Origin of the sequence: Marinobacter aromaticivorans (genome assembly GCF_002806975.1) — a bacterium.
Lineage (GTDB): Bacteria > Pseudomonadota > Gammaproteobacteria > Pseudomonadales > Oleiphilaceae > Marinobacter > Marinobacter aromaticivorans.
The window spans coordinates 233,667-254,597 of the sequence record NZ_NIHD01000006.1; the positions used below are offsets into that span (position 1 = coordinate 233,667).

The following is a 20,931-nucleotide window of genomic DNA, read 5'->3' on the forward strand; positions in this document are numbered from 1 at the left end:
ACATAATATACATTATGCGCAGTAGAGCATGAGTATCTTCAACACTTATACCTTGGCTTAAGACACCTGCGGGCGAAAATTCAGACAAGATTATGAACATGGATCAAAAACTCAGTACCCTCGTTGTCGGATTGCGCAATCTCCAGATCCCAACCCAGCCGTTCGCAAACCAACCGGACGATCAGCAACCCAAAGGTGGTGTTGTTAAACTTACTCTGTTGGGAGGTGATGGCGCTTGGCTCCTGAAAGGCACTCAGGTGCTCGGTTATAGCCCTGGGCAACCCGGACCCGAAGTCTCGTACAGAGATCCTGTTTTCTATGACGCGAACTTTCACCCCTGCATGGGTGTGACGTAATGCATTCTGTAATAAGTTGCGCAGTAACATACGTACCAGAGCAGGATGGGTTTTGACTCTCAGCTCCGGGTTGTTGTTGTCGACACTGATCCGGCCTGCATGATCCGGGTGGCCATGTTCCAGGTCGTCGATGGTATTCTGAAGCACCTCTTTCAGCACGATGATTCTGGCATCGCCTTCGGATGCTTCGCGGCGGGCAAGTTCAAGGAGTACTTCTGTATCGTCGCGCATGGTTTGCATAGCCCGGCGGATACGGGCGAGGGTTTTCTGATCCGCCGCTGTGAGATTTTGCCTTTGTTCCAGCACATTCAGGGCGCCACTCATCACGGCCAACGGTGTGCGAAGCTCATGGCTGGCAAGCTTCACAAACGATTTTTCCCGCTCGACATGGTGTTCAAGCTCTGACAGGAAACGGTTAAACGCCTTGGCAATGTCGCAAAACTCCTGGTCACGGTAGTCTGTGGTGATTTGCGGCATTGAGGTTCCGGGTGCTGTGTTGAGGACTTCACGGGTCAATTTGTTGAAGGGGCGCACCAGGTATCGTGCGCCTGTGCGGGCAACAATAAAACCAACCAGCAGCATGAAGCCAGCAACACTAACCAGCGCAAGCTGAACCAGGGCCTCACGATTTTCCATAATCGTAATGTCCTGGGCCAGAAAGAGTTTGCCATCGGGGGCTTCCAGCCGCTCTCCGACTATCAGCAGCGTTGTATGCCCTGTTTCTACCTCCTGGGAAAACGGTAAACGGCGGTTGCGGAAATATTCCGGCAGCAACGTCTCCGCCTCTCCTTCAGGCAGAAAAACCGCTTCCAGTTGTGCCGTCTTTATGGGTTGAAAGCGCCCTTCCCTGAGTTGCTCCGTGAAGTACTCAGCCTCTGCCTTGAGCTCCAGGTCCAGAATGGTGTCTTCAACGTCATAAACAAACACCTCAACAATAAACATCGAGGTTGCGGTTGTGGCGGCAATCAGGAAAAACAGGGTTCGGGTCAAACGCCTGGTCAAGGATGACTTCATGGCTTGTCAGCGTTCTCTTTCTCAGGGACTTCCAGGCGGTACCCTCGCCCATGAATCGTTTTTACCAGCCCGCTGCCCAGGCCTGCCTGCAGGGATTTCCGAAGTGTGTAAATATGGGTCCGGAGGCTGTTGCCTTCGGTTTCTCCATAGCGTGCTCCCCACAGGGCGTCACTCAGTGCCTCATGGCTGAGAAAGCTCGGATAGGCTCGTACCAGCAATTCAAACAGACGAGCTGGTATGCCGGACAACGCAGTTTTTAACCCACGCAGTTCCACTTCTAGCGTGCCTGGATCGAAGCGAACATCACCAGCCGCCAGGATCGGTCTCCGGGGTGAATAGCGCCTGTGCAGAGCCTCGATCCGTAGCTGTAGCTCACGCAATTCAAACGGCTTTACGAGATAATCATCCGCACCGCAATCAAACCCTTTCTCTTTATCGGTCAGGGCGCTCAGGGCCGTCATCAGAATAACGGGAGTCTGGCATTGCAGATCCTGGCGGATACGCCGGCAAATATCATAGCCATTGACGCCAGGCAGCATAAGGTCGAGCACGATAACGTCGTAGCTTTGTGTGGCCAACAAATGCAATGCGGTCAAGCCATCAGCGGCGAAGTCCAGTGTGTAGCGATCTTCGCCCAGGAACTCGAACAGGTTTTCCGCAAGATCCACCTGGTCTTCAACAATCAGTAGTCTTAGAGGTGGTTGATTAGATGTCATTCGAACGAACTCCATTGGCGCCAGACACCGATTGCTGGTCCCTCGACAACCCCTCAATGACCAACAATTGATAGCGCCTGTTTTCCATAATCTTTCGAGCGGAAGAGGCTAAGCCTGCTACTTCTTCGCCTGACCAGGTTCTGGGGACCGCGACGTACAAGCGCTGAAATACGTTGGTTGTCTGCAAGTCACTCAAACCTTCACCAGTTACCCCAAGAGCGGTTCCGCCTGAGTAGAATCTGGCTGAAAATGGCAGGTCTCCCAGATAGATCAACGGGCTGTCACCGGCGTTACTGATTTGTTGATAATAGCTTACCAGTTCTTTCTCTGTCTTGACTGGCTGCCAGCCAGTTGCGGCCAGCCCCACGAAAACAGTCAGTAAAGCCGGTACCAGAGCCACCAGACCACCCCGCAACCGGGCCAGCCAGAAAGACTGGCATTCAGACACCCAACGGCCGATCAGAAGGGCCGTAAATGGTAAGGAGGGCAGTATATAGGTCCAGAGGGTGTTGCCTGCGAGCGTGAAAAAGAGCATTGGTGCCAATGCGCTTGCCACCAGAAAGCTGACGCCAGGATTCGATATTGTCCTGCTTACGAAGCCGTTTCTTTTGCCCCGGAACCATGCCAGTATCAGGCTCACCAGTGCAACAATGCCCCAGGGAAAGGAGGCCCACAACCAAAACACCCAGATCATGCCTTTGGGCTGGTTGTGGGCGCTTCCATACAGGTCGCCCGTCCACCCGGGATCCAGAAAGCGGCGGATATGCTCGCCCACAATAAAATAATCCAGAAATCCGGGAGTCTTGAGTTCAGCCAGTATATACCAGGGGCAAACCAGCACGGCCGTCATCAGGCTTCCCCGCCACCAGGGCAGCCGCCGCAGGTTGCTGGCCGCTTCCTGCCATGAGAGCAGCAACCACAACACAATGGGCATCCCGCTCAAAACCAGGGCTAAAGGCCCTTTGGACAAGAGCCCTATCACCAACCCAAGAAAGAAAGACCACCGCCACAGACCGCCCTTTCCTGCCATCACCAGGTAAAAGCTTACCAGAGTCAGCGTAGTGCCCAGCGCGAGGAAAGCGTCTGTCATCACGGCGCCGGCACTGATATAAGTGAGGGCCATGGTGGCGAAAACCAGGCTGCTCCACTGAGCCACCCCAACATTCCACAACTGCCGCGCCAATCGCCAGACCAGCCACACCATCCCAAGCGTGGCGAGCCAGGAAGGAAAACGCAGCGAAAACTCCGAGATACCAAACACGTTTATGGCCGCCGCCTGGGCCCAGAACGACAAGGGCGGTTTGCCCCAGAAGGGAACACCCGGCTCAAACCAGGGCGTAATCCAGTCGCCGGTGTCCACCATCAAGCGCGCAATTTCCGCGTAACGAGGTTCCGTGGTATCGGCAAAGGGGAAAAATGCCATACCGATAAAACGGCTGACCAGCACAGCAACCAGTATCAGCAACCAGACATTAAACCGCTTTGACATGACGCGCCCCCGCGGTTGTGTGACTGGCCTGCTGGCGTGTGGCATCGCGGTTTTCGATCACTTCATCTGTTACGTACACGGGCCTCTGTTTCGATTCCATGTAGGTTTTGCCCACGTATTCACCCACAATGCCCACACTCATCAGTTGAATGCCGCCCAAAAAACTGATGATGGCAACAAGCGAGGGATAACCGCTGGTGGCATCGCCCAGCATGAGTGCCTTGACCACAATCCACAGGCCAAATACCGCGCCCATACTGGCGGCGATTAGCCCTATCAAAGTTGCCCAGCGCAGTGGCGATACAGAAAACGAAGTCAGCCCTTCCAGCGCCAGCCCGACCAGCCCGGGGTAATCCCATTTTGTTTCACCCGCTGCCCTGGGCTCGCGATCGTACTGAATGACCTGAGTAGGCATGCCGATCCAGGCGAACAGGCCTTTCATGTACCGGTTGCGCTCCTTCAGCACCAACAGTGCGTTAACCGCTTTTCGACTCATCAGACGAAAGTCTCCGGTATCCACCGGGATATTTGTCCGGCTGGTTCGATTCAGCAATCTATAGAACAGATGCGCGCTCCAGCGTTTGAATGCGGTTTCGCCAGCCCGTGAGCGCCGCTGCATCAGGACAACGTCAACGCCCGACTGCCAGCACTCAACCATAGCCGGAATCTGCTCCGGTGGATCTTGCAGGTCTGCATCCAATACGATCACCGCATCGCCCCTGGCGTGTTCAAGCCCCGCAGTCATTGCGGCCTCTTTACCGAAATTCCGACTCAGCTTGATCAGCCGTATGCCGGGCGTTCGCTCGATAACACTGCGGATGAACCGGGCGCTGCCATCTTCACTGCCATCATCAACCAGCACGATTTCCCAGTGCAGATCCAGGGTGGCAAGCACCGGTAGAATACGCTCGAAGAAAAGAGGCAGCATGGGCCGTTCGTTGTAGAGCGGCACCACCAGTGACAACAGCGGCTTATCAAAAGTTACGGCGGGAAATTCAAAGCGTTTGTTCATGGAAAACCAGCCTCTGGTAAACAAGGTAATTCAATGCGGCGACAAGCCCGGTGGTCACGACTTGTGACAGCGTTACAGGAAGAGCAAAAAGGTTATTGAGCAGGAAAAAGAAGACGAGATTGCAGAACCAGGCGCCAAAACAGGAGCCGATATAACGCCACACCGTAACCCTGTGAGGGCCAGCATTGCGAAATGCCAGGCGCCGTTGGAGGACGTAATTTAGCACCGCGCCAGACACGCTTCCGCTAGCTGTTGCCAGCACCGGTTCAAGCCCGGCTGCGATCAATGCGGCCATTACAAGCCAGTGGAACAGCGTGGCAAGACCGCCGGCCGCCACAAATCCCCGTAATTGGCGAGGTAATAGTGTGTTCATGACAATAACCACCACATTGGCGACTGATGAAGTCGCCCTGACATTGAGTGGGTATGATGCCCGACCTCGTGTCACGGCTTTGTGGAGGTTTTATCAGGGAAATGTCAAAACGTGAGATGATCCGCGCCTGAATCCGGCTTGCGGATTAATTATGGACAGGAAAGTTAAAGCAGACCTGATTTATAAGTGGCGAGTAAAAATCTCTTACGCAACCACGCCAAATATTCGCCCTACCCCTGCCGTAATTGCCATTGCGAGCGCACCCCAAAATGTAACACGGATTGCGCCGATAGCAATCGAGGCCCCACCTGCTCTCGCAGCAATGCCGCCTAAAAGCGCGAGAAAAACCAGTGAAGATACCGCAACCACGGAAATAAGCTGGCTACCCGGTACAACCCACGCCGCCGCCAACGGAAGTGCGGCACCAATGGTAAAGGTGCCTGCCGATGAGAACGCTGCTTGAACAGGCTGGGCGCTAACCGTTTCCGAAATGCCTATTTCATCTCTGGCGTGTGCACCAAGTGCATCGTGAGCCATTAACTGCTCAGCAACTTGCTTCGCAAGAGCCGACTCAAGCCCTCTGCGCTTGTATATTAAAGCGAGCTCCTCTTTTTCAAACTCAAAATTTTGTTCCAATGATCGTTTTTCAATAGCCAAGTCTGCTTTTTCAGTATCGGACTGCGAGCTAACGGACACGTACTCCCCAGCAGCCATAGACATAGCGCCCGCTACCAGACCAGCAAGCCCTGCCAGAAGAATGCCTTCATGAGCACTGCTAGCAGCAGCTACACCAATAATCAGGCTTGCCGTAGAAACTATTCCGTCGTTTGCACCTAATACAGCTGCACGTAACCAACCCACGCGATGTGAGCGATGGACTTCACTATGAATCATATGCTTTACCAATAAATCAAATTGAAAACGATGCTGTAGAAAACCCCTCGCCGCACGCTCACTTCCTGATGATCAACTCATTATGGATGGTGTGGAAACCGTCCGCTCTCTGAGCGAGCTTTATGGCGGTATCAATTTGCCTCTGCGTGTCGACTGCGCCAACCAGGCGCACATCACCTTTTCGCGTGGTCACGGTGATCTCAAAGCCATTCAGGACAGGGTCTCCCTGCAGAGCCTTCTTGACGTTTTCCGTTACATCGGCATCGGTCACGTTGGCGGCGTTCGAGGTGGCTCGCTGTATCCCTTCGAAATTCCCAGGGGATTTGTTGCAGGCCGTCAACAACGCAACGGTAATCAAAGTGATGCTTAAGAACTGTGTTCCACGATATTTTTTCATTGGATTCTACTCATTGTTGGCAGGACTGAAAGACGAGCCCGGTTTCAGCGAAACTTGAAACTTTCCTGGTGAAAACGTAACGAAATGGGCTGTTGCTTAAGCCCGCTTCGCAAGGCATTTGCCAGGCTCTGCGGCCCGCAAAACCAGACATCTACCCTGGAGTCATGGATTTGCAGTTGATTCACGGCCAACCGCTGCCCCTGCGAACTGTCGTGGATGTGCAGTGATATCTCCGGAAGTTGCTCCGTCAACTCTCGTAAGCGGGTCACCATTGTGTCGCTTGTAGCCACTGCAGTGCAGTAATGCAGCGTGATAGCCGGCTGTTTTCGTTCGGCATTGGTCAGGCGCTTTTCCAGAGCAGCCAGAAACGGCGTGATACCAATACCGCCGGCCACCCAGATTTGTTGAGCGTTTTTTCTGCCGCTGTCGGGGTCAAAGCGTCCATAAGGGCCTTCGAGCGTAACTGCCTGGCCACTGCGCAGCTTACGGGGGAGCTTGCGGGTATAGTCTCCCAGTGCCTTGATGTGAAAACTGAGCTGCCCGCTGTCATTGTCAGCACTGGAGAGGCTGAAAGGATGCGCCCCTTCAATCCGGTCGAAGGTCACCAGGGCGAATTGTCCGGCTTGATGCCCTGGCCACCGCTTGCCCATGTCACAGACGACTTCCGTGATGTTGGCTGATGTCTGCCTGACGGCCTGAACCAGCCCCCTGTAGCGGCGACTCCTTCCGATTTGCCCGGTCAGCGATTGCAGGCTTGCCACGGCACCAGCTGCGATCAACAGCGCCATGAGCAAACCGATAGGTTGTTGCCACCATTTCAGCGGGGCCAGCAACAGTGCGTGGGTGGCCAGAACCAGATAAATCACGGGCATCACCCGATGCAGGTAGCGCCAGTAATAATAGGGCACCCACCGGGTCAGGGTAATGGCAACCAGAAACAGCAACAGATACAGACCGGGCTCGCCCAGGTCTTCAGCGCCATCCTGAAGGTTGTCCAGCAGGCCCGAAAAATCAGCTTCCTTCAGGCTGCGATCCGAGCCAAACAGTGTTTCGAGGGCATCATCTGCCATTTCGGTCAACCAGTGTGTCAACGCGAAAACAACGGCCAGAATACCGGTCCATTTATGCAGCTTATACATACTGTCGAGGCCACCTAAAGGGGATTCCAGCCATGCAGGCCAGGTAGCCAGCACCATGGTGATGGACATGAAATTGATGGCAAGGTAGCCACTGAGTGTCAGGAAATGCTCATAGCTCACTCCCGGGGTCCAGAAGCTGATCTGAGCCGCCAAAAGCAGAAAGAGCGTGACACTGGTACGTAGGTTAGGCACAAACAAACTCCGGTTTGGGTTTGTCTGAATTCTGCATGGTTAAGCTGACACCAGCCTTAAAAGATCAGCAATTCCATCTTTAGGAGTCCTGCTCCACTAAGTTGGGTCAAGGTTGCGAGCATTAAGGTTGCTGTCAGGTTGGTGTGCTTTTATCCCCGATATGCCGACTCGGCATGCCAATCAATCTACACAGGGAGATCTATCATGAAGATTCGTCATATTGCCACTGCTACCGCTGCGCTGATATTCACGGGCGCCGCCGTCGCCGGCCCGCAGTGCACCGACGCTCCGCAGTCGGAATGGAAGTCTCAGGAAGCCATGAAGCAGGAACTGGCCGATAAAGGCTACAAAATCGACAGATTCAAGGTCACCGATGGCAACTGTTACGAGATCTACGGTGAGGATAAGAAAGGCGTTAAGGTCGAAATCTACTTTAACCCGGTCAGTGGTGAGCCCGTCGAGGAGCGGCGCAATGACTGATACGTCGGAAGCGAATACCGTGATGCAGGATGACCAGGTAAAGGTCTGGGATCCGGCGGTTCGCATTTTTCACTGGAGCCTGGTGACGGCTTATGTCGTCGCCTACTTCACCGCCGACGATTATCGTGATCTGCACGAGTGGGCCGGCTACGCTGCCTTGGGATTAGTCGCTTTTCGTATAATTTGGGGTTTTGTGGGCAGTGTTCATGCCCGCTTCAGCGATTTTGTGCCTGGCCCGGAGCGCCTAGGTGAATACGTGCGGCTTGCGTTGAGAGGGCGTGAGCCACGCCACCTTGGTCATAACCCGGCCGCGGCGCTCATGATTCTGTTTTTGTTGCTGGCGACGGTTGTCATTGGCGTTAGCGGCTGGCTGCTGACGACCGATTGGGGCTGGGGCAGTGAATTGCTGGAAGAAGTGCACGAAGTATCGGTGAATGTCACCCTCGTGGCCATAGGGCTGCACGTGGTTGCAGCGATATACGAGAGCATCCACCAACGGGAAAATCTTATCCGTGCAATGTTTACGGGCAATAAACGACGCTGATGCGGAATCCCTTAAGGTATTACGCACATAACTTAACGGTCTCTGTGGACCACCACAATATTAAGCTCGGCCTCAAAGCCGTCGTTCTGGCCGGGGGCTGGTGACCGGAGCTTAAGGTCCTTACCGGCGCCGCTGGCAATGGCTTCCACAATCGCAAGCCCGATACCAGAGCCCAGTGTTTTCTTATCGGAGCGTACAAAGCGGTTGCGCAGCATGGCGAGCTTCTCTGGCGGTACAATCTCACCTGCATTGGCCACTCGTAAGGTGCCCTCACCTGTCAGGCTGATACTTACTGGCCGGTTGGCTGCGCCGTGTCTGAGAGCATTCTCTATAAGATTTCTTGCCAGAATGGCAAAGGCATCAGGATCGAGTAATGACATTACGCTGCTGTCTGTCAAATCCAGTCTGAGGCGACCGGGTGCCTCACGCTCGTAATCCTTGACGATCATTTGCAGGATGGGCGTAAGGTCGTTGTAGTTTTCAGACAGCGCACTGGCACCTTCGGCCTTCGCCAGTTCCAGCAGCTTTTCCGACAACCTGGACAAGGTGCGAAGCGATTCTTCTATTTCGCCGGCTCGTGCTTTAACTCCGGCATCCCGGGTTTCAGTTTTTAACCGCTGGAGCTTGGCCAACGCCGTTGCCAGCGGGGTTCGCAATTCATGGGCGCTGTTTGCAGTAAAACTTCGCTCTGTTTCAAGCGCCCTGCGCAACCGTTCCAGTAAACGATTAACCGCGACCATGGTGGGCTCAAACTCTTTTGGCAGGCGGTCCACAGCCACCAGAGAAAGGTCACTGCCACCACGGGATTCTATCGATTGCTGCAATCGGACGACTGGCCTGAGTGACCGTTTTATCACCCACCAAACCCCGATCAGGCTGATGGGAATCAGAAATATTAATGGCGTGAGCAAGGCAAGGCTTGTGTCCAGTACGGCTTCGCGACGGTGGGCCAAAGGTTCGGCAACCTCAATGTACAGGGTATCGCTGATGGCGCCCTCTCCGTATATCCGGTGAGTTGACGTTTCAGAGAACCCCTGTTGCGGTTTGGCACCGAAAATTCGGGGGTCTGCGTCGTGGGATTGCAGCAGCAGCGTGCCTGATGCATCACGAACCAGATAGGTGAGGTACTCGTCGTGCTCTTTCAGGGCCAATGCCCGCTGATTGCCTGTGTCATTTTCCCTGTTCAGAATATCGGTCACCGCTAATGGCAGGATGCGCTGCGCGGTCTCCTCCAGGGCGCTGTCGAAAACTTCATTCATTTCATGCCGGGCAATCACCCCGGAAGCAATAACACCCACCAGCCAGAGCAAGGTCACGCCGAGGGTGAGCCAGATACCAAGGGTTTTCTGTAAGCTGGTTTTAGTGATCATAAGAGTTTAACCGGTACCCCATACCTCGGACCGTCACTATGGCATCGCGCCCCAGTTTTTTGCGTAAACGGCTGATGTAGACCTCAATCGTATTACTCTCGATTTCGGCACCGAATTCGTACAACCGGTCCTCAAGCTGTGAGCGGGACAGGAGTATTCCCGGGCGCTGCAAGAAGCCCTCAAACAGCGCCCACTCCCGGGCAGTAAGTTCCACTGGCTGGCCGTTGCGGCTGATGCGGTGGTCACCAAGATCCACTTCAAGATCGCCGATACGCACCAGAGGGTTTGGATTGCCGCGATAGCGTCTTGCCACGGCGGCTACCCGGGCAGACAGTTCTGATAGATCAAAAGGCTTCACCAGATAATCGTCGGCACCGGCATTCAACCCTGCAATCCGGTCTGAAACCTGATCCCTGGCGGTCAGAATGATAACGGGGGTTGCATCTCCGGTTGCTCGCAGTTTTTTAAGAAAATCGAAGCCGTGTCCATCCGGCAGCATCAAATCGAGCAGAATCAGGTTGTATGTGGTGGTTTTCACGCTGGTTTCGGCAAAACCAAGACTTTGTACCCAGTCCACAGCATGGCCATCTTCACTGATCTGATCCCGCACGGCCTCACCCAGCCCGGTTGTATCCTCAACCAACAGTACCCGCATGTTTCACCTTTTGCCTGATCACAACCAGACGATACTACAACCCTCACCTGACAGCAGCCTGAACCGCTTACCTGCCTGCTGGCCATCCTGTTGTTCGCTGTTATTAGGCGGCCCGTTCAGGCCATTGTCAGGTAAGAACCTTAAGGTTGATTAAACCGAATCAACGGGAGACATGCCATGAAACTCAAACCCATTGTTATCAGCCTTTCGTTATTGCTGGTCAGCGCCAGCACCCTAGCAGACGACGACTGCGATGATCCGGTTGCCCAATGGCAACCCCGGGAACACCTCCGGCAAAAACTGGAAGCCGAAGGATGGACCGTGTTCCGTATCAAGGTTGACGACGGTTGTTACGAGGTTAAAGGACGGGACCCGGATGGTTATCGCGTGGAAGCCGAGTACTCTCCGGCGACCTTTGAGCTTATGGAAATGGAGCGAGAGGACGACGATGACGATGACGATGATGAGCATCGTGACAAGTCCAGGCGCTACGGCGAACCGACCAATGAAGACCGGGTTCCACGCAAGGGCATTATTAAAGGCCGCCCCAGCGTAACGGTTGAGTAATTAAAGGAGATTACATCATGAAAAAGATTCTGTTTGCTCTCGGGCTTGCAACTGTAATGGCTTTGCCGGCTTATGCACAGGCCCGGGAAGTCACGTTTACCACGCAGCTGAAAAACTATGGCGGTGACGGGGCTTACCTGGCGCTCTACCTCACCGATGCCGATGGCCAGTACCAGGGAACTCTCTGGATTGCTGGTGAGAAGAGTAAATATTACAAGCACCTGCGCGACTGGGCACGGGGTAGCGGTCTGAAGCAGGCTGAATACGATGGCCTGACCGGCGCGAGTGTCACCAGTGGCCGTGCCCTGAAAGTGACCCTGGAACTTGAAGACGCATTGATCGATTCCGGTTACCAGGTTCGTGTTGATACTGCCGTTGAGGACATGCGTGACAACCGCGCGGATGTGGTCGTGCCGCTGACCACTGAAGGCTCCGGAAAAACGGTTTCAGGCCGCGGCTATGTCCAGTCCTTTGTCTATGACCTCAAGTAAACAACGGGAGATACATTAATGTTGCGCAAGCTCCATGGTTTACCCGGACTGGTCGCCGCATTGTTGTTGGTGGTGCTTGCGACCTCCGGGGTTGTTTTGTCCGTAGTACCGGCACTTGAGCGGTCGGGCGCTGTTGTGCCCGCTGCCGGCGAACTGAGCGTAGCCGGTCTGGCCGAGCGCGTGATAACGAATTATCCGGGCACTGAACAGATCGCGCGCTCTCTCTCGGGCGAAGTCGTCGTTTATTACAGCCAGGATGGCCAGCCGGGTGCCGACCTGGTTAACCCTCTGACCGGTGAAGGTATTGCCCCCTACCAGCCATCGGCATTTGTGCGCTGGGTAAAAAACTTGCACAGATCCTTTCTCATGGACGATGTCGGGCGAATGCTGGCCGGGGTGTGGGCGGCGCTGATGGTATTGATCTGCCTGTCCGGAGCCTTTCTGCTGGCGCGACGCCTGGGGGGCTGGAAGGCGATGTTACAGCCCATCCCAGGTTCCGGTAGCCCCCGGATTCATGCCGAACTGGCACGGTTTGCCGTGATTGGCTTGTTATTGTCGGCACTGACCGGCAGCTATATGTCTGCGGTAAGGTTTGGCCTTTTACCGGAGGGGGCGAGTACAGAGCCTACCTTTCCGGCGGAGGTTTCAGGCGGTGTGCCGGCGCCGGCAGGTTCTTTAAAGGCGTTAAAGAATGTTGACGTTAACGAACTGCGTGAACTGGTGTTTCCCTTCCCGGATGACCCCACGGATGTCTATTCCCTGAGCACCACTCAAGGTTCCGGGTTCGTGGATCAGGCAACTGGTGAACTGCTGCAGTATCAGGCGCGCTCTACCGGCAGCCAGTTCCATCACTGGATGGTTCGCCTGCATACGGGTGAAGGCTTATGGTGGTTAGGTCTGATTCTCGGGCTAGCCGCACTGACCGTGCCGGTACTGTCATTTACCGGCCTGCAGATCTGGTGGCAACGGCGCTCATCCGCCATAAGCCTGGGTGAAAACGCGAGCATCGAAGCCGCTGACACCGTCATTCTGGTGGGTTCGGAAGGCAATACCACCTGGGGTTTTGCCAAGGACCTTCAGAACAAGCTCAATCAGGCCGGAAAGAAAGTGCACTGCGCGCCCATGAATGATCTGGCGGTGCACTACCCAAAGGCCTCTGTACTTTTTATTCTGACATCAACCTATGGTGACGGTGACGCGCCCTCTTCCGCCAGCCAGTTTCTGACTCGACTTGAACACTTTCAGCCAGATGACGGATTGGAGTTTGTGGTTCTCGGTTTTGGTGACCAACAGTTCCCGAAATTCTGCCAGTATGCGCTGGATGTGGACACAGCTCTCAGCAACAAAGGCCTGCAACACATGCATCCGCTTACCCGAATTGATCGCGGCTCCGCCACACAGTTCCGGGAATGGGGCGAGGCTATCAGCGAGCGCATGGGCATTCCGCTGGTACTGACCCATAATCCCGCGCCCGCTGTCACTTCAGAGTTCGAGCTTGTAGAGCGCGTGGACTACGGCGTTGCGGTGAATGCGCCTACCAGCATATTGCGCTTCAAGCCGTTAAAAAATAGCAGAAATCTGTGGCAGAGACTGCCCTTCCAAAACCGGAAACAGCTGCCGGACTTTGAGGCTGGCGATCTGCTCGGGGTTGCGCCACCCGGAGATGAGGCCGCCCGATTCTATTCGCTGGCCTCCTCTGCGTCGGATGGGATACTGGAAATCTGTGTGCGCAAACAGACTAATGGTCTTTGCTCAGGATATCTGCACAGCCTCAAGCCGGGCGATCGGATTGCCGGGTTTATCCAGAAAAACCCCGGCTTTCGTCCTGCGGGAGGTACTACACCCATTATTCTCGTTGGCGCTGGCGCGGGAATCGGACCGCTTGCCGGTTTTATCCGGAAAAATACCGAGCGCAACCCTATGTACCTGTACTGGGGCGGCCGTAACCCGGACTCAGATTTTCTCTACCAGCCGGAGCTTGGTCGTTATCTGGATGATCAGCGGCTTACCAGGCTGAACACCGCGTTTTCAAGGTCGGCAGAGAACGCCTACGTTCAGGATGCCATCGTTGCCGATGAAACCGCGTTGCGACATCAGATTGAGATAGGTGCACAGATATTGGTATGCGGAGGGCGGGAGATGGCCGCAGGTGTGCGCCAGGTGTTTGACTCGATTCTCAAACCGCTGCATATGGATGTCGAGGAGTTGAGAACCGAGGGGCGTTATCTGGAAGATGTTTATTAAGAACTGATGACTACGACGAACAACTGTAATGTGATGCACCGCCAACGCCAAAGAGTTCCAGCGGCTTCAGCTGGTAGTATTTATCTTCAATGCGCCACGACTGCTCGGCGTATGGCTGTGTCATCACTTCCTGCAGTTCTCGTAACAACCCATAATTTGCTCTCGCAGCTTGTTGATATGCCGGCACCACAAGCCATTCCCGCAGGCTGTATTTAGGGTTAACCCGCTTCATCCGCATGGAGACCTCCTCACCGGAGCGCCCAGAGGTTCCCGTGGCTGAGCTTTCGATACCCACCAGCGCTCTCCAGCGGGTAAGCCAGGCAGACCAGCGCTCGTCGAGGTCTTCCCGGTTCGCGGCGTAAGCCGCGCTTTTGTAAAAGCTCTTTTGCAGCGGGCCGATATCACCCGGCAGTGCTGAAAGCTCACGGAAAAACATCGTGTAGTCCACCGGCGTTTGCATCATCAGCACGGCCAGTTCGCGAAACAGCGCTGGATCGAAACTGTTCAGCCCCAGCTTTTCCGCCCACATTTTCTCCATCTCGGCCTGCATAACGCCGGCAAAGCCCTCATTGATTTCGTCGAGTGCCTGCAAGCAATCCGGGTGGTCAGCCAATAAGGGCTTAAGCGCGACACAGAACATGTGAAAATTGGCTTCTGCGGCGACGGGCTGATTCAGGAATGAATAGTGATCTCCCCCACCCGTCCAGGGCTGGAAGCGCGGATTAAACGCATCACAAAATCCAAAAGGTCCGTAATCCAATGTGAAACCGCCTGCTGCGCAGTTGTCGCTGTTGAAGTTTCCCTGGCAGTAGCCGACGCGAATCCAGTTTGCCACCAGCGATGTTAACCGGGTGCGAAATTCCTGCGCCAGCACCAACACTTTCTGGTGCATCGGCAGGCTGTGATCAATGTCCGCAGCGTATTCGCGATCAATCAGGTGCTGCACAATCTGTTCAAGTTCGTCCAACGCTTGCGGGTGTTCGTTCTTGCGTGCGCGACGGCCAAAGAGTTCCAGTTGGCCGACGCGGATAAACGAAGGCGCCACCCGGGTTGTTATCGCTACGGGCTCGGCGACCATGGTATCCGGGTCCCGCGCTCGAGAACCCTCTGAATACCAGGGCCGGCTGACTTTCTCCGTTTTCGACACGTACAAGCTTAAAGATCGGGAGGTGGGCACGCCCAGGGCATGCATGTGTTCCTGGGCAAGAAACTCCCGCACGCTGGAACGCAACACCGCCCGACCGTCGCCTCCGCGACAATATGGCGTTCGGCCGCCGCCTTTTAACTGCATTTCCCAGCGCTGACCGTTGATGAATGCTTCCAGGACGGAAACTGCCCGGCCATCACCATAGCCATTGCCAGTCTGGAACGGACATTGCTGAATATATTCGGTGCCCATAATGGACAAGGCATAGCCACAGGCCCAACCCACCGGCCGTATGGGAGCCGGTGCCAATGACAGATCGCCGGAGAAGATACGCACGAAGTCGTCAGACTGCGCCAGGTTGTCGGCAAAGCCCAGCTCTCGAAACAGACTGAAGCTGTGGGCCACGTATTCCGGGTTTTCTATGGGCGTAGGAGTAACCGGTACATAATGGCCACTGAAGACTTGTCGCGGGGCGTGGTCCCGTCCGCTCGGCCTCGCATCGGGATCGCAACTGAGCGAATCCATCAGAGAATAGTCGGCCAGTTTCGCCAGATCGTCGAGGCTCATGATTCGGGTGGCTGTGGTATTTTGCGGTCGTTTTATCATCGGGTTTCTCATAAGGGATGGTAAAGACGCGGCTTGCACATGTTACTCGTCAATTGAGCAAAATAGTCACTCAGGCAGGAATAACATCGCACTCTGTGCCAAATTGATCAACCCGTTAGCCCAGAGTCCCAGCCCCAGGATCATCCCTCCGGTTACTGTCATTGTGAGGCCAGCCGGCCAGCCCATATCGGCCGCTCCCTGATCTTGCCGGGGTAATACCAAGGTTGCGATCACCCGCAGATAGTAAAACAGCGACACTACTGTATTGACTACCGCAACCACCGCAAGCCAGGCATAGCCACCCTCAATAACAACGCTGAACAACAGCAATTTGCCAAAAAAGCCCACCAGAGGTGGTAATCCCAAAAACGACAGTAACGCCAGAATGATCACAGCAGCCGTCCAGGGGCGCTCACGGGCCAACCCGCGATAATCGTCCAGTTCGGTGCGCCCGCGCAAATACACCACCGCGGAAAACGCCGCCAGGTTGGCCACGGCGTAACCTGCAAGAAACACCAGCAACGCCGCCAGAGCCTGATCTACCGCGCCGATAACCACAATGGCCATGAGCGCATAACCCGACTGGGAAACAGCCGACCAGCCCAGAAGCCGGCGCAGATTGGTTTGCCACAACGCGGCCAGATTCCCCCAGGTCATGGTCAGGGTTGCCATAAGAGCTATCACCCACGGCCAGGCCAGGTTTCCGGGTAATAGCATCGCGAACCGCGCCAGTGCGATAGCGGCTCCAACTTTACTGATAACCGTGACCAGGGCTGCCACCGGCGCCGGCGCAGCCTGGGCCACGTCGGGCATCCACATGTGCACGGGGGTAGCGCCCAGTTTGAAAGCCAGGCCGATCAGTATTAACACGAACGCCACCGTCATCACCCAGGGGTCAGGGTCAGCGGCTAACGCTACGGTCAGTTCGCTATAACCGGTAGCACCGGTCAGGCCAAACAACAGGACTACCCCAACAACCAGCAAGGCATTGGCAAGCGCGCCGATCAGGAAGTATTTCATCGCTGCTTCCTGGGCGGGGCTCCATTGGCGGTGATACCCTGCCAGCGCGTATCCGGTGACCGACGACAACAGAATCCCGACGATCAGTTCCATGGTATCTGCTGCAGCGGCCATCATCACCGAACCAAGAACGGCGAAGAGCACAAGGCCGTAATATTCCCCATGGCGGCGGTCGGTTGCCATCCACTGGGGCGACAGCGCGGATGCGACAATGGCGCTGCCGAAAATCAGCAGTTTGGCAAATCCGGCGCCGCCATCCAGAGCCCAGACGCCGAAAAAGGTCAGTTGTGCGGCGTTATCCCAACGCAGCAGAACCACCACCGAACTGGCCAGCAAAATCGCAATGGCCGCCACCGCGCAGAGCCAGTGCAGGCGATGGGGCAAAAACGAAGCGCTGACCACAATGGCCGCCGCACCAATCAACACCATCAGTTCTGGCAACAGATCTGCAACGGGCATTACTGGCCCCCTACCAGCCAGCCGGTGGAGGTTTCGATCAGATCAATCAGTACCGCTGGATACACACCGATCACCACCACCAGGAGCAGCAGAATACCCAATACCGAAAACTCGGCAGCATTCAGATCCGGCATGGATTTCCAGCGCTCAGGAAGCTGGCCGAAAAACAGCGATTGCAGCATTCGCAGAAAAAGCGCGGCGGTAATCAGAAGCCCCAGCAAAGCGATGGCGGCTAACCACGGATACACCCCAAAGGTGCCCACAAGAATGTGGAACTCGGCGACAAATCCGGCTAACCCGGGCAGACCAAGGCTGGCAAACGCCGCCAGAGTGGTGAGTGCCGCCAGCTTCGGAGTGGGTGCTGAGAGCCCGCCGTAGGCAGCAAAATCGTAGGTTTCACCCCGCTGCCAGAACGAGCCCGTAATCAGAAACAGCGAACCGGTAATCAGACCGTGGGCGACCATTTCAATAGTGGCCCCCGTCAATGCCATGGAGCGCGCAGCCTCGCTGCCAGTGAGCAGTGCACCCGCCGCTGCTATGCCCAGCACAGCATAGCCCATGTGATTGATGGAGGTATAGGCAATGCGGCGCTTGATGTCCTTCTGGCCCAGAGCCACCAACGAACCATAAATAATGGAAATCAGCGCCAGAACAGCCAAAGGCAGCGCCCACTCGGCGAAGGTATCGGCCATCATGCTATAAGGAATTCGTATCAGGCCGTAGGTGCCCATTTTCAGCAACACACCTGCCAGAATGGCGGAAGCCGGCGCTGGCGCGTCTACGTGGGCGCTGGGCAGCCAGGTATGAAAAGGTGCCAGAGGCGTTTTAATGATAAAACCCAGCAGGAAAGCCGCCATCACCACGTTGGCAATGGCACCGGCGCCGGCCAGCGGCTGCCGGGCAATCAGTTCGCGCATGTCGAATGTGAGGGGATCGGTCGCCAGATACAGGCCCAGAATTGCCAGCAGCAAGAACAGCGAGCCAAACAGCGTATAGATAAAAAACTTGAGTGCAGCGCGTTGGGGTTTGCCATGGCCCCAGCCTGCTATCAGGAAATACATCGCTACAAGAGTGAGGTCGAAAAACACGTAGAACAGCAACAAATCCAGCGCAAGAAATACGCCCAGAGACGCTGCCTCCAGAAACAGGATCCAGGCGTAATACTGGCGCGCGGAACCGCGGGTATCCACCGGGTAAGCGGCAGCGCCCGTGAAAAGCAGCGCCGACATGGCTGCGACAGCCAGGGCAATGCCGTCCACCCCAAGGCGGAACCCCATGCCCAGGGAGGGTACCCACTCCACCTCCTCCACCAGCTGAAACATGGTGCCGCTGGTGTCAAACCGCCACCATGCCACCGCCATCGCCACCAGTGGAATCACGCTGATACCGATTGCCCATAGCCGGGCCGCCGATTGCGACCAGCCCCGCCAGAATGCCAGGGCGACTGCGCCCAGTAATGGAACAGCCAGTGCAGCGGTCAGTATCACGATAATCCTCCTTTAACGGCGGCCAGTATCAGTGTCAGCACAAAAACGCCCACGCCGACAGCCATAAGGCTGTAATAGTGGTGCAGCATACCCGATTGCAGTCGCCGGACCTGTTGGCCGGCCAGTCCAGACAGGCGGGCCGGCGCTTCCGGCAACTGATCCGACAACCATTCCATAAATCGGCTGCTGGCTGCGGCAAGGGCGTGGCCGAGCCGGGCGAAGCCCCTGGGCAGAAGGTCAAATGCCCATTCGCCAGAGCGGTCGCCAACGCTGGCAAGCCAAAGTGCAAACCTTGCGCTTGCGCGAATACCGGCATCCACGACTTTATCGTCCAGAGCCGCCAGGCGCTGTGATAGCGCATCTACCGGAATCACAATCAGGCGTTGCGCCAGGTGGGGTAAAAAAAACCATTGGGCCAGAACATTTCGCGCCGGGCTGGTGGTGCGTTCGCCCTGCCCCGGTCCCCTGGCCACCATCCGGTAACCCAGAAACAGACCCAGCAATACCAGAGCCAGTGAGATCGCAAACTCCCACAGTTCAGTATCCGGATAGGCTGCCCCCAGCCATTGGCCAAGCCCGCTATGTACAGCGGGCAACCACAGAACACTGCCCAGCAACACCAGAGCGGTGAGCACATATAATGGCGCGTGTTGCCAGCCAGATTCGGACGTTTGCGCGTCGTTCTGTTGTTTTGCACTGTGTCGGAAAAACGTACTGCACTGAAAACGCGCCGAATAAAGTGCACTCAGACCGCCCGCAAAAGCTACCGCAACCGCAAGCCACGGTGTAACCAGCCCGGCGGCGGACACAACGCCCTCTTTTGTCCATGCGGCACCCAGCGGAAACAGCCCGGCCAGCGCCAATGCCGCAATAGCGCTGGAGTATTTCAGACCAGCAGGAAACTGAATCCTGGCGATCTGCGACAGGTTGTAACTGTCGGCCCTATGCCCGGCAATGCCGGCCATCATGAACAGCGGCGCTTTCATCAGCGCGTGCAAAGCAAAATGCAGTAGCGCAACCGCAGGGTATCCCGCGCCTATAGCCACGAACATCAAACCGTAATGGGCCGAGGTGGAACCCGCCAACAGGCGTTTTGCGTGTGGTGACGCAGCGGCCACCAGGCCACCGGCCAGCGCCGTGGCAAGCCCCGTGCTGATAAGCACAGGCCCTAACCAGCTGACATCGGCCAGCATTGGCTGCAACTGAACCAGTAACACCACTCCCGCGGCGACCATGGTGGCCGCATGCAGCAACGCCGATACCGACGCAGGGCCAAACATGGCAGCAAACAGCCAGGGGGAAAACGGCAGCTGGGCAGACTTGCTGAACGCTGCCAGAGTGACGCCGGCTGCGAACAGGCTGGTGGCCAACGGGCTCATCTGATCAAGATCGGCGTAGGCCAGGTTTCCGTTTTGCTGGAAGGCAATAAACGTGGCCAGATACAAACCCAGATCGCCGGCACGGGTGGTCAGGAAAGCCTGTGAGGCGTGTCGGCCACGCTCTGCATCCTGAAATCGATGGCCAATCAGCAACCATGACAGGGCTCCGGCGATTTCCCAGGCAATCAGCAGGCTGAGCAGGTCACGGGCCAGAATGATCAACTGCATCACGCCCACAAAGCCCACCAGTAGGGTAATCAGGCGGCCCAGCCTCGCGGCTTCCTCATGGGCTGCCGCAAAGAAAACGATGGGCGCGGCCACCACGGGTACCATCAAAGCCGCCAAAAATGTGTCCGGCGTAAAATCAATCGTAAGTGCAAGGTGGCTATTCCAGCCAAGCGCTCCTTTCCAGCCCGAGGCTTCCGCAAACCAAACCAATGCCAGCTCAATCAACACTACGGCAGTTGCGGAACAGGCCATGGCTAACCGCGACCGGCTCCTCGCCCGGAAGTGATACAGCAGCAGCGCTGCAACAATGGGAAAAAGCGGGATCAGCCAGAGCATCAGTGTTTCAGCCCGTCCAGAGCTTCGGTGGTATCAGCTTGTTTGGCACGGTACACCGCCACCACCAGCGCAAACCCCATGGCCATTTCAATGGCCATCACCGCCATCGCGATAATGGTCAGAAGCTGGCCTTCAGGCGCACCTGCGGCGGTCAGCGCCCAGAAACTGACAGCAGCCAGCATGGCGCCGTTAAGTATCAGCTCAAGACCCATCATCAACATCACAAACGATTGCTGCGAAAGCGTACCGTAAATACCGATGCCGATCAGCGCCGCTGACACAATCAGCAGTGTTGGCAACGTCATGTTATCCCTCCTTATGACAGTCCACGCCCTG

General features: G+C 55.9%; 20 protein-coding genes. 5 read left to right on the forward strand and 15 right to left on the reverse strand.

Going from position 1 to position 20,931, the window contains the following annotated elements; genetic code table 11:
* Window positions 1-80: 80 nt before the first annotated feature.
* The 8 genes from CDH48_RS11070 to CDH48_RS11105 form a co-directional block, all read right to left on the reverse strand.
* Window positions 81-1,370: a HAMP domain-containing sensor histidine kinase gene (locus CDH48_RS11070; protein WP_100688788.1), complete on the reverse strand. Its 1,290-nt coding sequence runs from the start codon at window positions 1,368-1,370 to the stop codon at window positions 81-83.
* Window positions 1,367-2,086: a response regulator transcription factor gene (locus tag CDH48_RS11075; protein WP_227521055.1), complete on the reverse strand. Its 720-nt coding sequence runs from the start codon at window positions 2,084-2,086 to the stop codon at window positions 1,367-1,369. Before CDH48_RS11075 ends, CDH48_RS11070 begins: the two co-directional genes overlap by 4 nt.
* On the reverse strand, window positions 2,076-3,575 hold the full coding sequence (locus CDH48_RS11080; RefSeq protein ID WP_100688790.1) for an ArnT family glycosyltransferase: 1,500 nt from the start codon (window positions 3,573-3,575) through the stop codon (window positions 2,076-2,078). Before CDH48_RS11080 ends, CDH48_RS11075 begins: the two co-directional genes overlap by 11 nt.
* The gene (locus tag CDH48_RS11085) at window positions 3,559-4,587 is read right to left on the reverse strand and encodes a glycosyltransferase family 2 protein (protein ID WP_100688791.1); all 1,029 of its coding nucleotides are present in this window, start codon (window positions 4,585-4,587) and stop codon (window positions 3,559-3,561) included. The genes CDH48_RS11080 and CDH48_RS11085 overlap by 17 nt, the downstream gene beginning before the upstream one ends.
* The gene (locus CDH48_RS11090) at window positions 4,571-4,960 is read right to left on the reverse strand and encodes a GtrA family protein (RefSeq protein ID WP_100688792.1); all 390 of its coding nucleotides are present in this window, start codon (window positions 4,958-4,960) and stop codon (window positions 4,571-4,573) included. Before CDH48_RS11090 ends, CDH48_RS11085 begins: the two co-directional genes overlap by 17 nt.
* A gap of 204 nt (window positions 4,961-5,164) precedes the next feature.
* Window positions 5,165-5,854: a VIT1/CCC1 transporter family protein gene (locus CDH48_RS11095; RefSeq protein ID WP_100688793.1), complete on the reverse strand. Its 690-nt coding sequence runs from the start codon at window positions 5,852-5,854 to the stop codon at window positions 5,165-5,167.
* Window positions 5,855-5,912: 58 nt separating this feature from the next.
* On the reverse strand, window positions 5,913-6,251 hold the full coding sequence (locus CDH48_RS11100; protein WP_100688794.1) for a BON domain-containing protein: 339 nt from the start codon (window positions 6,249-6,251) through the stop codon (window positions 5,913-5,915).
* A gap of 44 nt (window positions 6,252-6,295) precedes the next feature.
* Window positions 6,296-7,582, reverse strand: a complete 1,287-nt coding sequence (locus CDH48_RS11105; RefSeq protein ID WP_100688795.1) for a ferredoxin reductase family protein — start codon at window positions 7,580-7,582, stop codon at window positions 6,296-6,298.
* Window positions 7,583-7,786: 204 nt separating this feature from the next.
* Between CDH48_RS11105 and CDH48_RS11110 the strand changes: the two genes are divergently transcribed.
* Both CDH48_RS11110 and CDH48_RS11115 read left to right on the forward strand, forming a co-directional pair.
* The gene (locus CDH48_RS11110) at window positions 7,787-8,062 is read left to right on the forward strand and encodes a PepSY domain-containing protein (protein ID WP_100688796.1); all 276 of its coding nucleotides are present in this window, start codon (window positions 7,787-7,789) and stop codon (window positions 8,060-8,062) included.
* Window positions 8,055-8,606, forward strand: coding sequence for a cytochrome b/b6 domain-containing protein (locus CDH48_RS11115; RefSeq protein ID WP_100688797.1), 552 nt, complete (start codon window positions 8,055-8,057; stop codon window positions 8,604-8,606). Before CDH48_RS11110 ends, CDH48_RS11115 begins: the two co-directional genes overlap by 8 nt.
* Before the next feature lie 32 nt (window positions 8,607-8,638).
* Here the strand turns inward: CDH48_RS11115 and CDH48_RS11120 are convergent, their stop codons facing one another.
* The gene (locus tag CDH48_RS11120; protein ID WP_100688798.1) at window positions 8,639-9,976 is read right to left on the reverse strand and encodes an ATP-binding protein; all 1,338 of its coding nucleotides are present in this window, start codon (window positions 9,974-9,976) and stop codon (window positions 8,639-8,641) included.
* Complete coding sequence (locus CDH48_RS11125) at window positions 9,966-10,631, reverse strand: response regulator transcription factor (RefSeq protein ID WP_100688799.1); 666 nt, start codon at window positions 10,629-10,631, stop codon at window positions 9,966-9,968. Before CDH48_RS11125 ends, CDH48_RS11120 begins: the two co-directional genes overlap by 11 nt.
* A 177-nt stretch (window positions 10,632-10,808) precedes the next feature.
* On the opposite strand from CDH48_RS11125, the gene CDH48_RS11130 reads away from it, so the two are divergent.
* The 3 genes from CDH48_RS11130 to CDH48_RS11140 are packed head-to-tail and all read left to right on the forward strand — an operon-like array spanning window position 10,809 to window position 13,933.
* Window positions 10,809-11,198 carry a PepSY domain-containing protein gene (locus CDH48_RS11130; protein WP_100688800.1) on the forward strand — a complete coding sequence of 130 codons (390 nt, stop codon included), beginning with the start codon at window positions 10,809-10,811 and terminating at the stop codon, window positions 11,196-11,198.
* A gap of 17 nt (window positions 11,199-11,215) precedes the next feature.
* The gene (locus tag CDH48_RS11135) at window positions 11,216-11,689 is read left to right on the forward strand and encodes a DUF2271 domain-containing protein (protein WP_100688801.1); all 474 of its coding nucleotides are present in this window, start codon (window positions 11,216-11,218) and stop codon (window positions 11,687-11,689) included.
* 18 nt (window positions 11,690-11,707) lie between these two features.
* Entirely contained in the window at window positions 11,708-13,933 is a 2,226-nt protein-coding gene (locus tag CDH48_RS11140) for a PepSY domain-containing protein (RefSeq protein WP_100688802.1), read from the forward strand.
* A gap of 10 nt (window positions 13,934-13,943) precedes the next feature.
* Here the strand turns inward: CDH48_RS11140 and CDH48_RS11145 are convergent, their stop codons facing one another.
* The 5 genes from CDH48_RS11145 to nuoK all read right to left on the reverse strand — a co-directional run bounded on the left by CDH48_RS11145 (window position 13,944) and on the right by nuoK (window position 20,900).
* Window positions 13,944-15,686 carry a protein adenylyltransferase SelO gene (locus CDH48_RS11145; RefSeq protein ID WP_100688803.1) on the reverse strand — a complete coding sequence of 581 codons (1,743 nt, stop codon included), beginning with the start codon at window positions 15,684-15,686 and terminating at the stop codon, window positions 13,944-13,946.
* A 66-nt stretch (window positions 15,687-15,752) separates the two neighbouring features.
* Window positions 15,753-17,165 carry an NADH-quinone oxidoreductase subunit N gene (locus tag CDH48_RS11150; protein WP_100688804.1) on the reverse strand — a complete coding sequence of 471 codons (1,413 nt, stop codon included), beginning with the start codon at window positions 17,163-17,165 and terminating at the stop codon, window positions 15,753-15,755.
* Window positions 17,165-18,652: a complex I subunit 4 family protein gene (locus CDH48_RS11155; protein WP_100688805.1), complete on the reverse strand. Its 1,488-nt coding sequence runs from the start codon at window positions 18,650-18,652 to the stop codon at window positions 17,165-17,167. Before CDH48_RS11155 ends, CDH48_RS11150 begins: the two co-directional genes overlap by 1 nt.
* Window positions 18,649-20,595 carry a proton-conducting transporter transmembrane domain-containing protein gene (locus CDH48_RS11160; protein ID WP_100688806.1) on the reverse strand — a complete coding sequence of 649 codons (1,947 nt, stop codon included), beginning with the start codon at window positions 20,593-20,595 and terminating at the stop codon, window positions 18,649-18,651. Before CDH48_RS11160 ends, CDH48_RS11155 begins: the two co-directional genes overlap by 4 nt.
* The gene (gene nuoK, locus CDH48_RS11165) at window positions 20,595-20,900 is read right to left on the reverse strand and encodes an NADH-quinone oxidoreductase subunit NuoK (protein WP_100688807.1); all 306 of its coding nucleotides are present in this window, start codon (window positions 20,898-20,900) and stop codon (window positions 20,595-20,597) included. Before nuoK ends, CDH48_RS11160 begins: the two co-directional genes overlap by 1 nt.
* Window positions 20,901-20,931 lie beyond the last annotated feature (31 nt).

What these genes read in the sequence shown, in the direction of transcription:
- CDH48_RS11160 (WP_100688806.1), bottom strand. Translation starts at nt 20,595, where the DNA reads ATGCTCTGGCTGATCCCGCTTTTTCCCATTGTTGCAGCGCTGCTGCTG.
- nuoK (WP_100688807.1), bottom strand. Translation starts at nt 20,900, where the DNA reads ATGACGTTGCCAACACTGCTGATTGTGTCAGCGGCGCTGATCGGCATC.
- CDH48_RS11135 (WP_100688801.1), top strand. Translation starts at nt 11,216, where the DNA reads ATGAAAAAGATTCTGTTTGCTCTCGGGCTTGCAACTGTAATGGCTTTG.
- CDH48_RS11080 (WP_100688790.1), bottom strand. Translation starts at nt 3,575, where the DNA reads ATGTCAAAGCGGTTTAATGTCTGGTTGCTGATACTGGTTGCTGTGCTG.
- CDH48_RS11070 (WP_100688788.1), bottom strand. Translation starts at nt 1,370, where the DNA reads ATGAAGTCATCCTTGACCAGGCGTTTGACCCGAACCCTGTTTTTCCTG.
- CDH48_RS11150 (WP_100688804.1), bottom strand. Translation starts at nt 17,165, where the DNA reads ATGCCCGTTGCAGATCTGTTGCCAGAACTGATGGTGTTGATTGGTGCG.
- CDH48_RS11145 (WP_100688803.1), bottom strand. Translation starts at nt 15,686, where the DNA reads ATGATAAAACGACCGCAAAATACCACAGCCACCCGAATCATGAGCCTC.
- CDH48_RS11115 (WP_100688797.1), top strand. Translation starts at nt 8,055, where the DNA reads ATGACTGATACGTCGGAAGCGAATACCGTGATGCAGGATGACCAGGTA.
- CDH48_RS11125 (WP_100688799.1), bottom strand. Translation starts at nt 10,631, where the DNA reads ATGCGGGTACTGTTGGTTGAGGATACAACCGGGCTGGGTGAGGCCGTG.
- CDH48_RS11120 (WP_100688798.1), bottom strand. Translation starts at nt 9,976, where the DNA reads ATGATCACTAAAACCAGCTTACAGAAAACCCTTGGTATCTGGCTCACC.
- CDH48_RS11075 (WP_227521055.1), bottom strand. Translation starts at nt 2,086, where the DNA reads ATGACATCTAATCAACCACCTCTAAGACTACTGATTGTTGAAGACCAG.
- CDH48_RS11090 (WP_100688792.1), bottom strand. Translation starts at nt 4,960, where the DNA reads ATGAACACACTATTACCTCGCCAATTACGGGGATTTGTGGCGGCCGGC.
- CDH48_RS11095 (WP_100688793.1), bottom strand. Translation starts at nt 5,854, where the DNA reads ATGATTCATAGTGAAGTCCATCGCTCACATCGCGTGGGTTGGTTACGT.
- CDH48_RS11140 (WP_100688802.1), top strand. Translation starts at nt 11,708, where the DNA reads ATGTTGCGCAAGCTCCATGGTTTACCCGGACTGGTCGCCGCATTGTTG.
- CDH48_RS11085 (WP_100688791.1), bottom strand. Translation starts at nt 4,587, where the DNA reads ATGAACAAACGCTTTGAATTTCCCGCCGTAACTTTTGATAAGCCGCTG.
- CDH48_RS11100 (WP_100688794.1), bottom strand. Translation starts at nt 6,251, where the DNA reads ATGAAAAAATATCGTGGAACACAGTTCTTAAGCATCACTTTGATTACC.
- CDH48_RS11110 (WP_100688796.1), top strand. Translation starts at nt 7,787, where the DNA reads ATGAAGATTCGTCATATTGCCACTGCTACCGCTGCGCTGATATTCACG.
- CDH48_RS11130 (WP_100688800.1), top strand. Translation starts at nt 10,809, where the DNA reads ATGAAACTCAAACCCATTGTTATCAGCCTTTCGTTATTGCTGGTCAGC.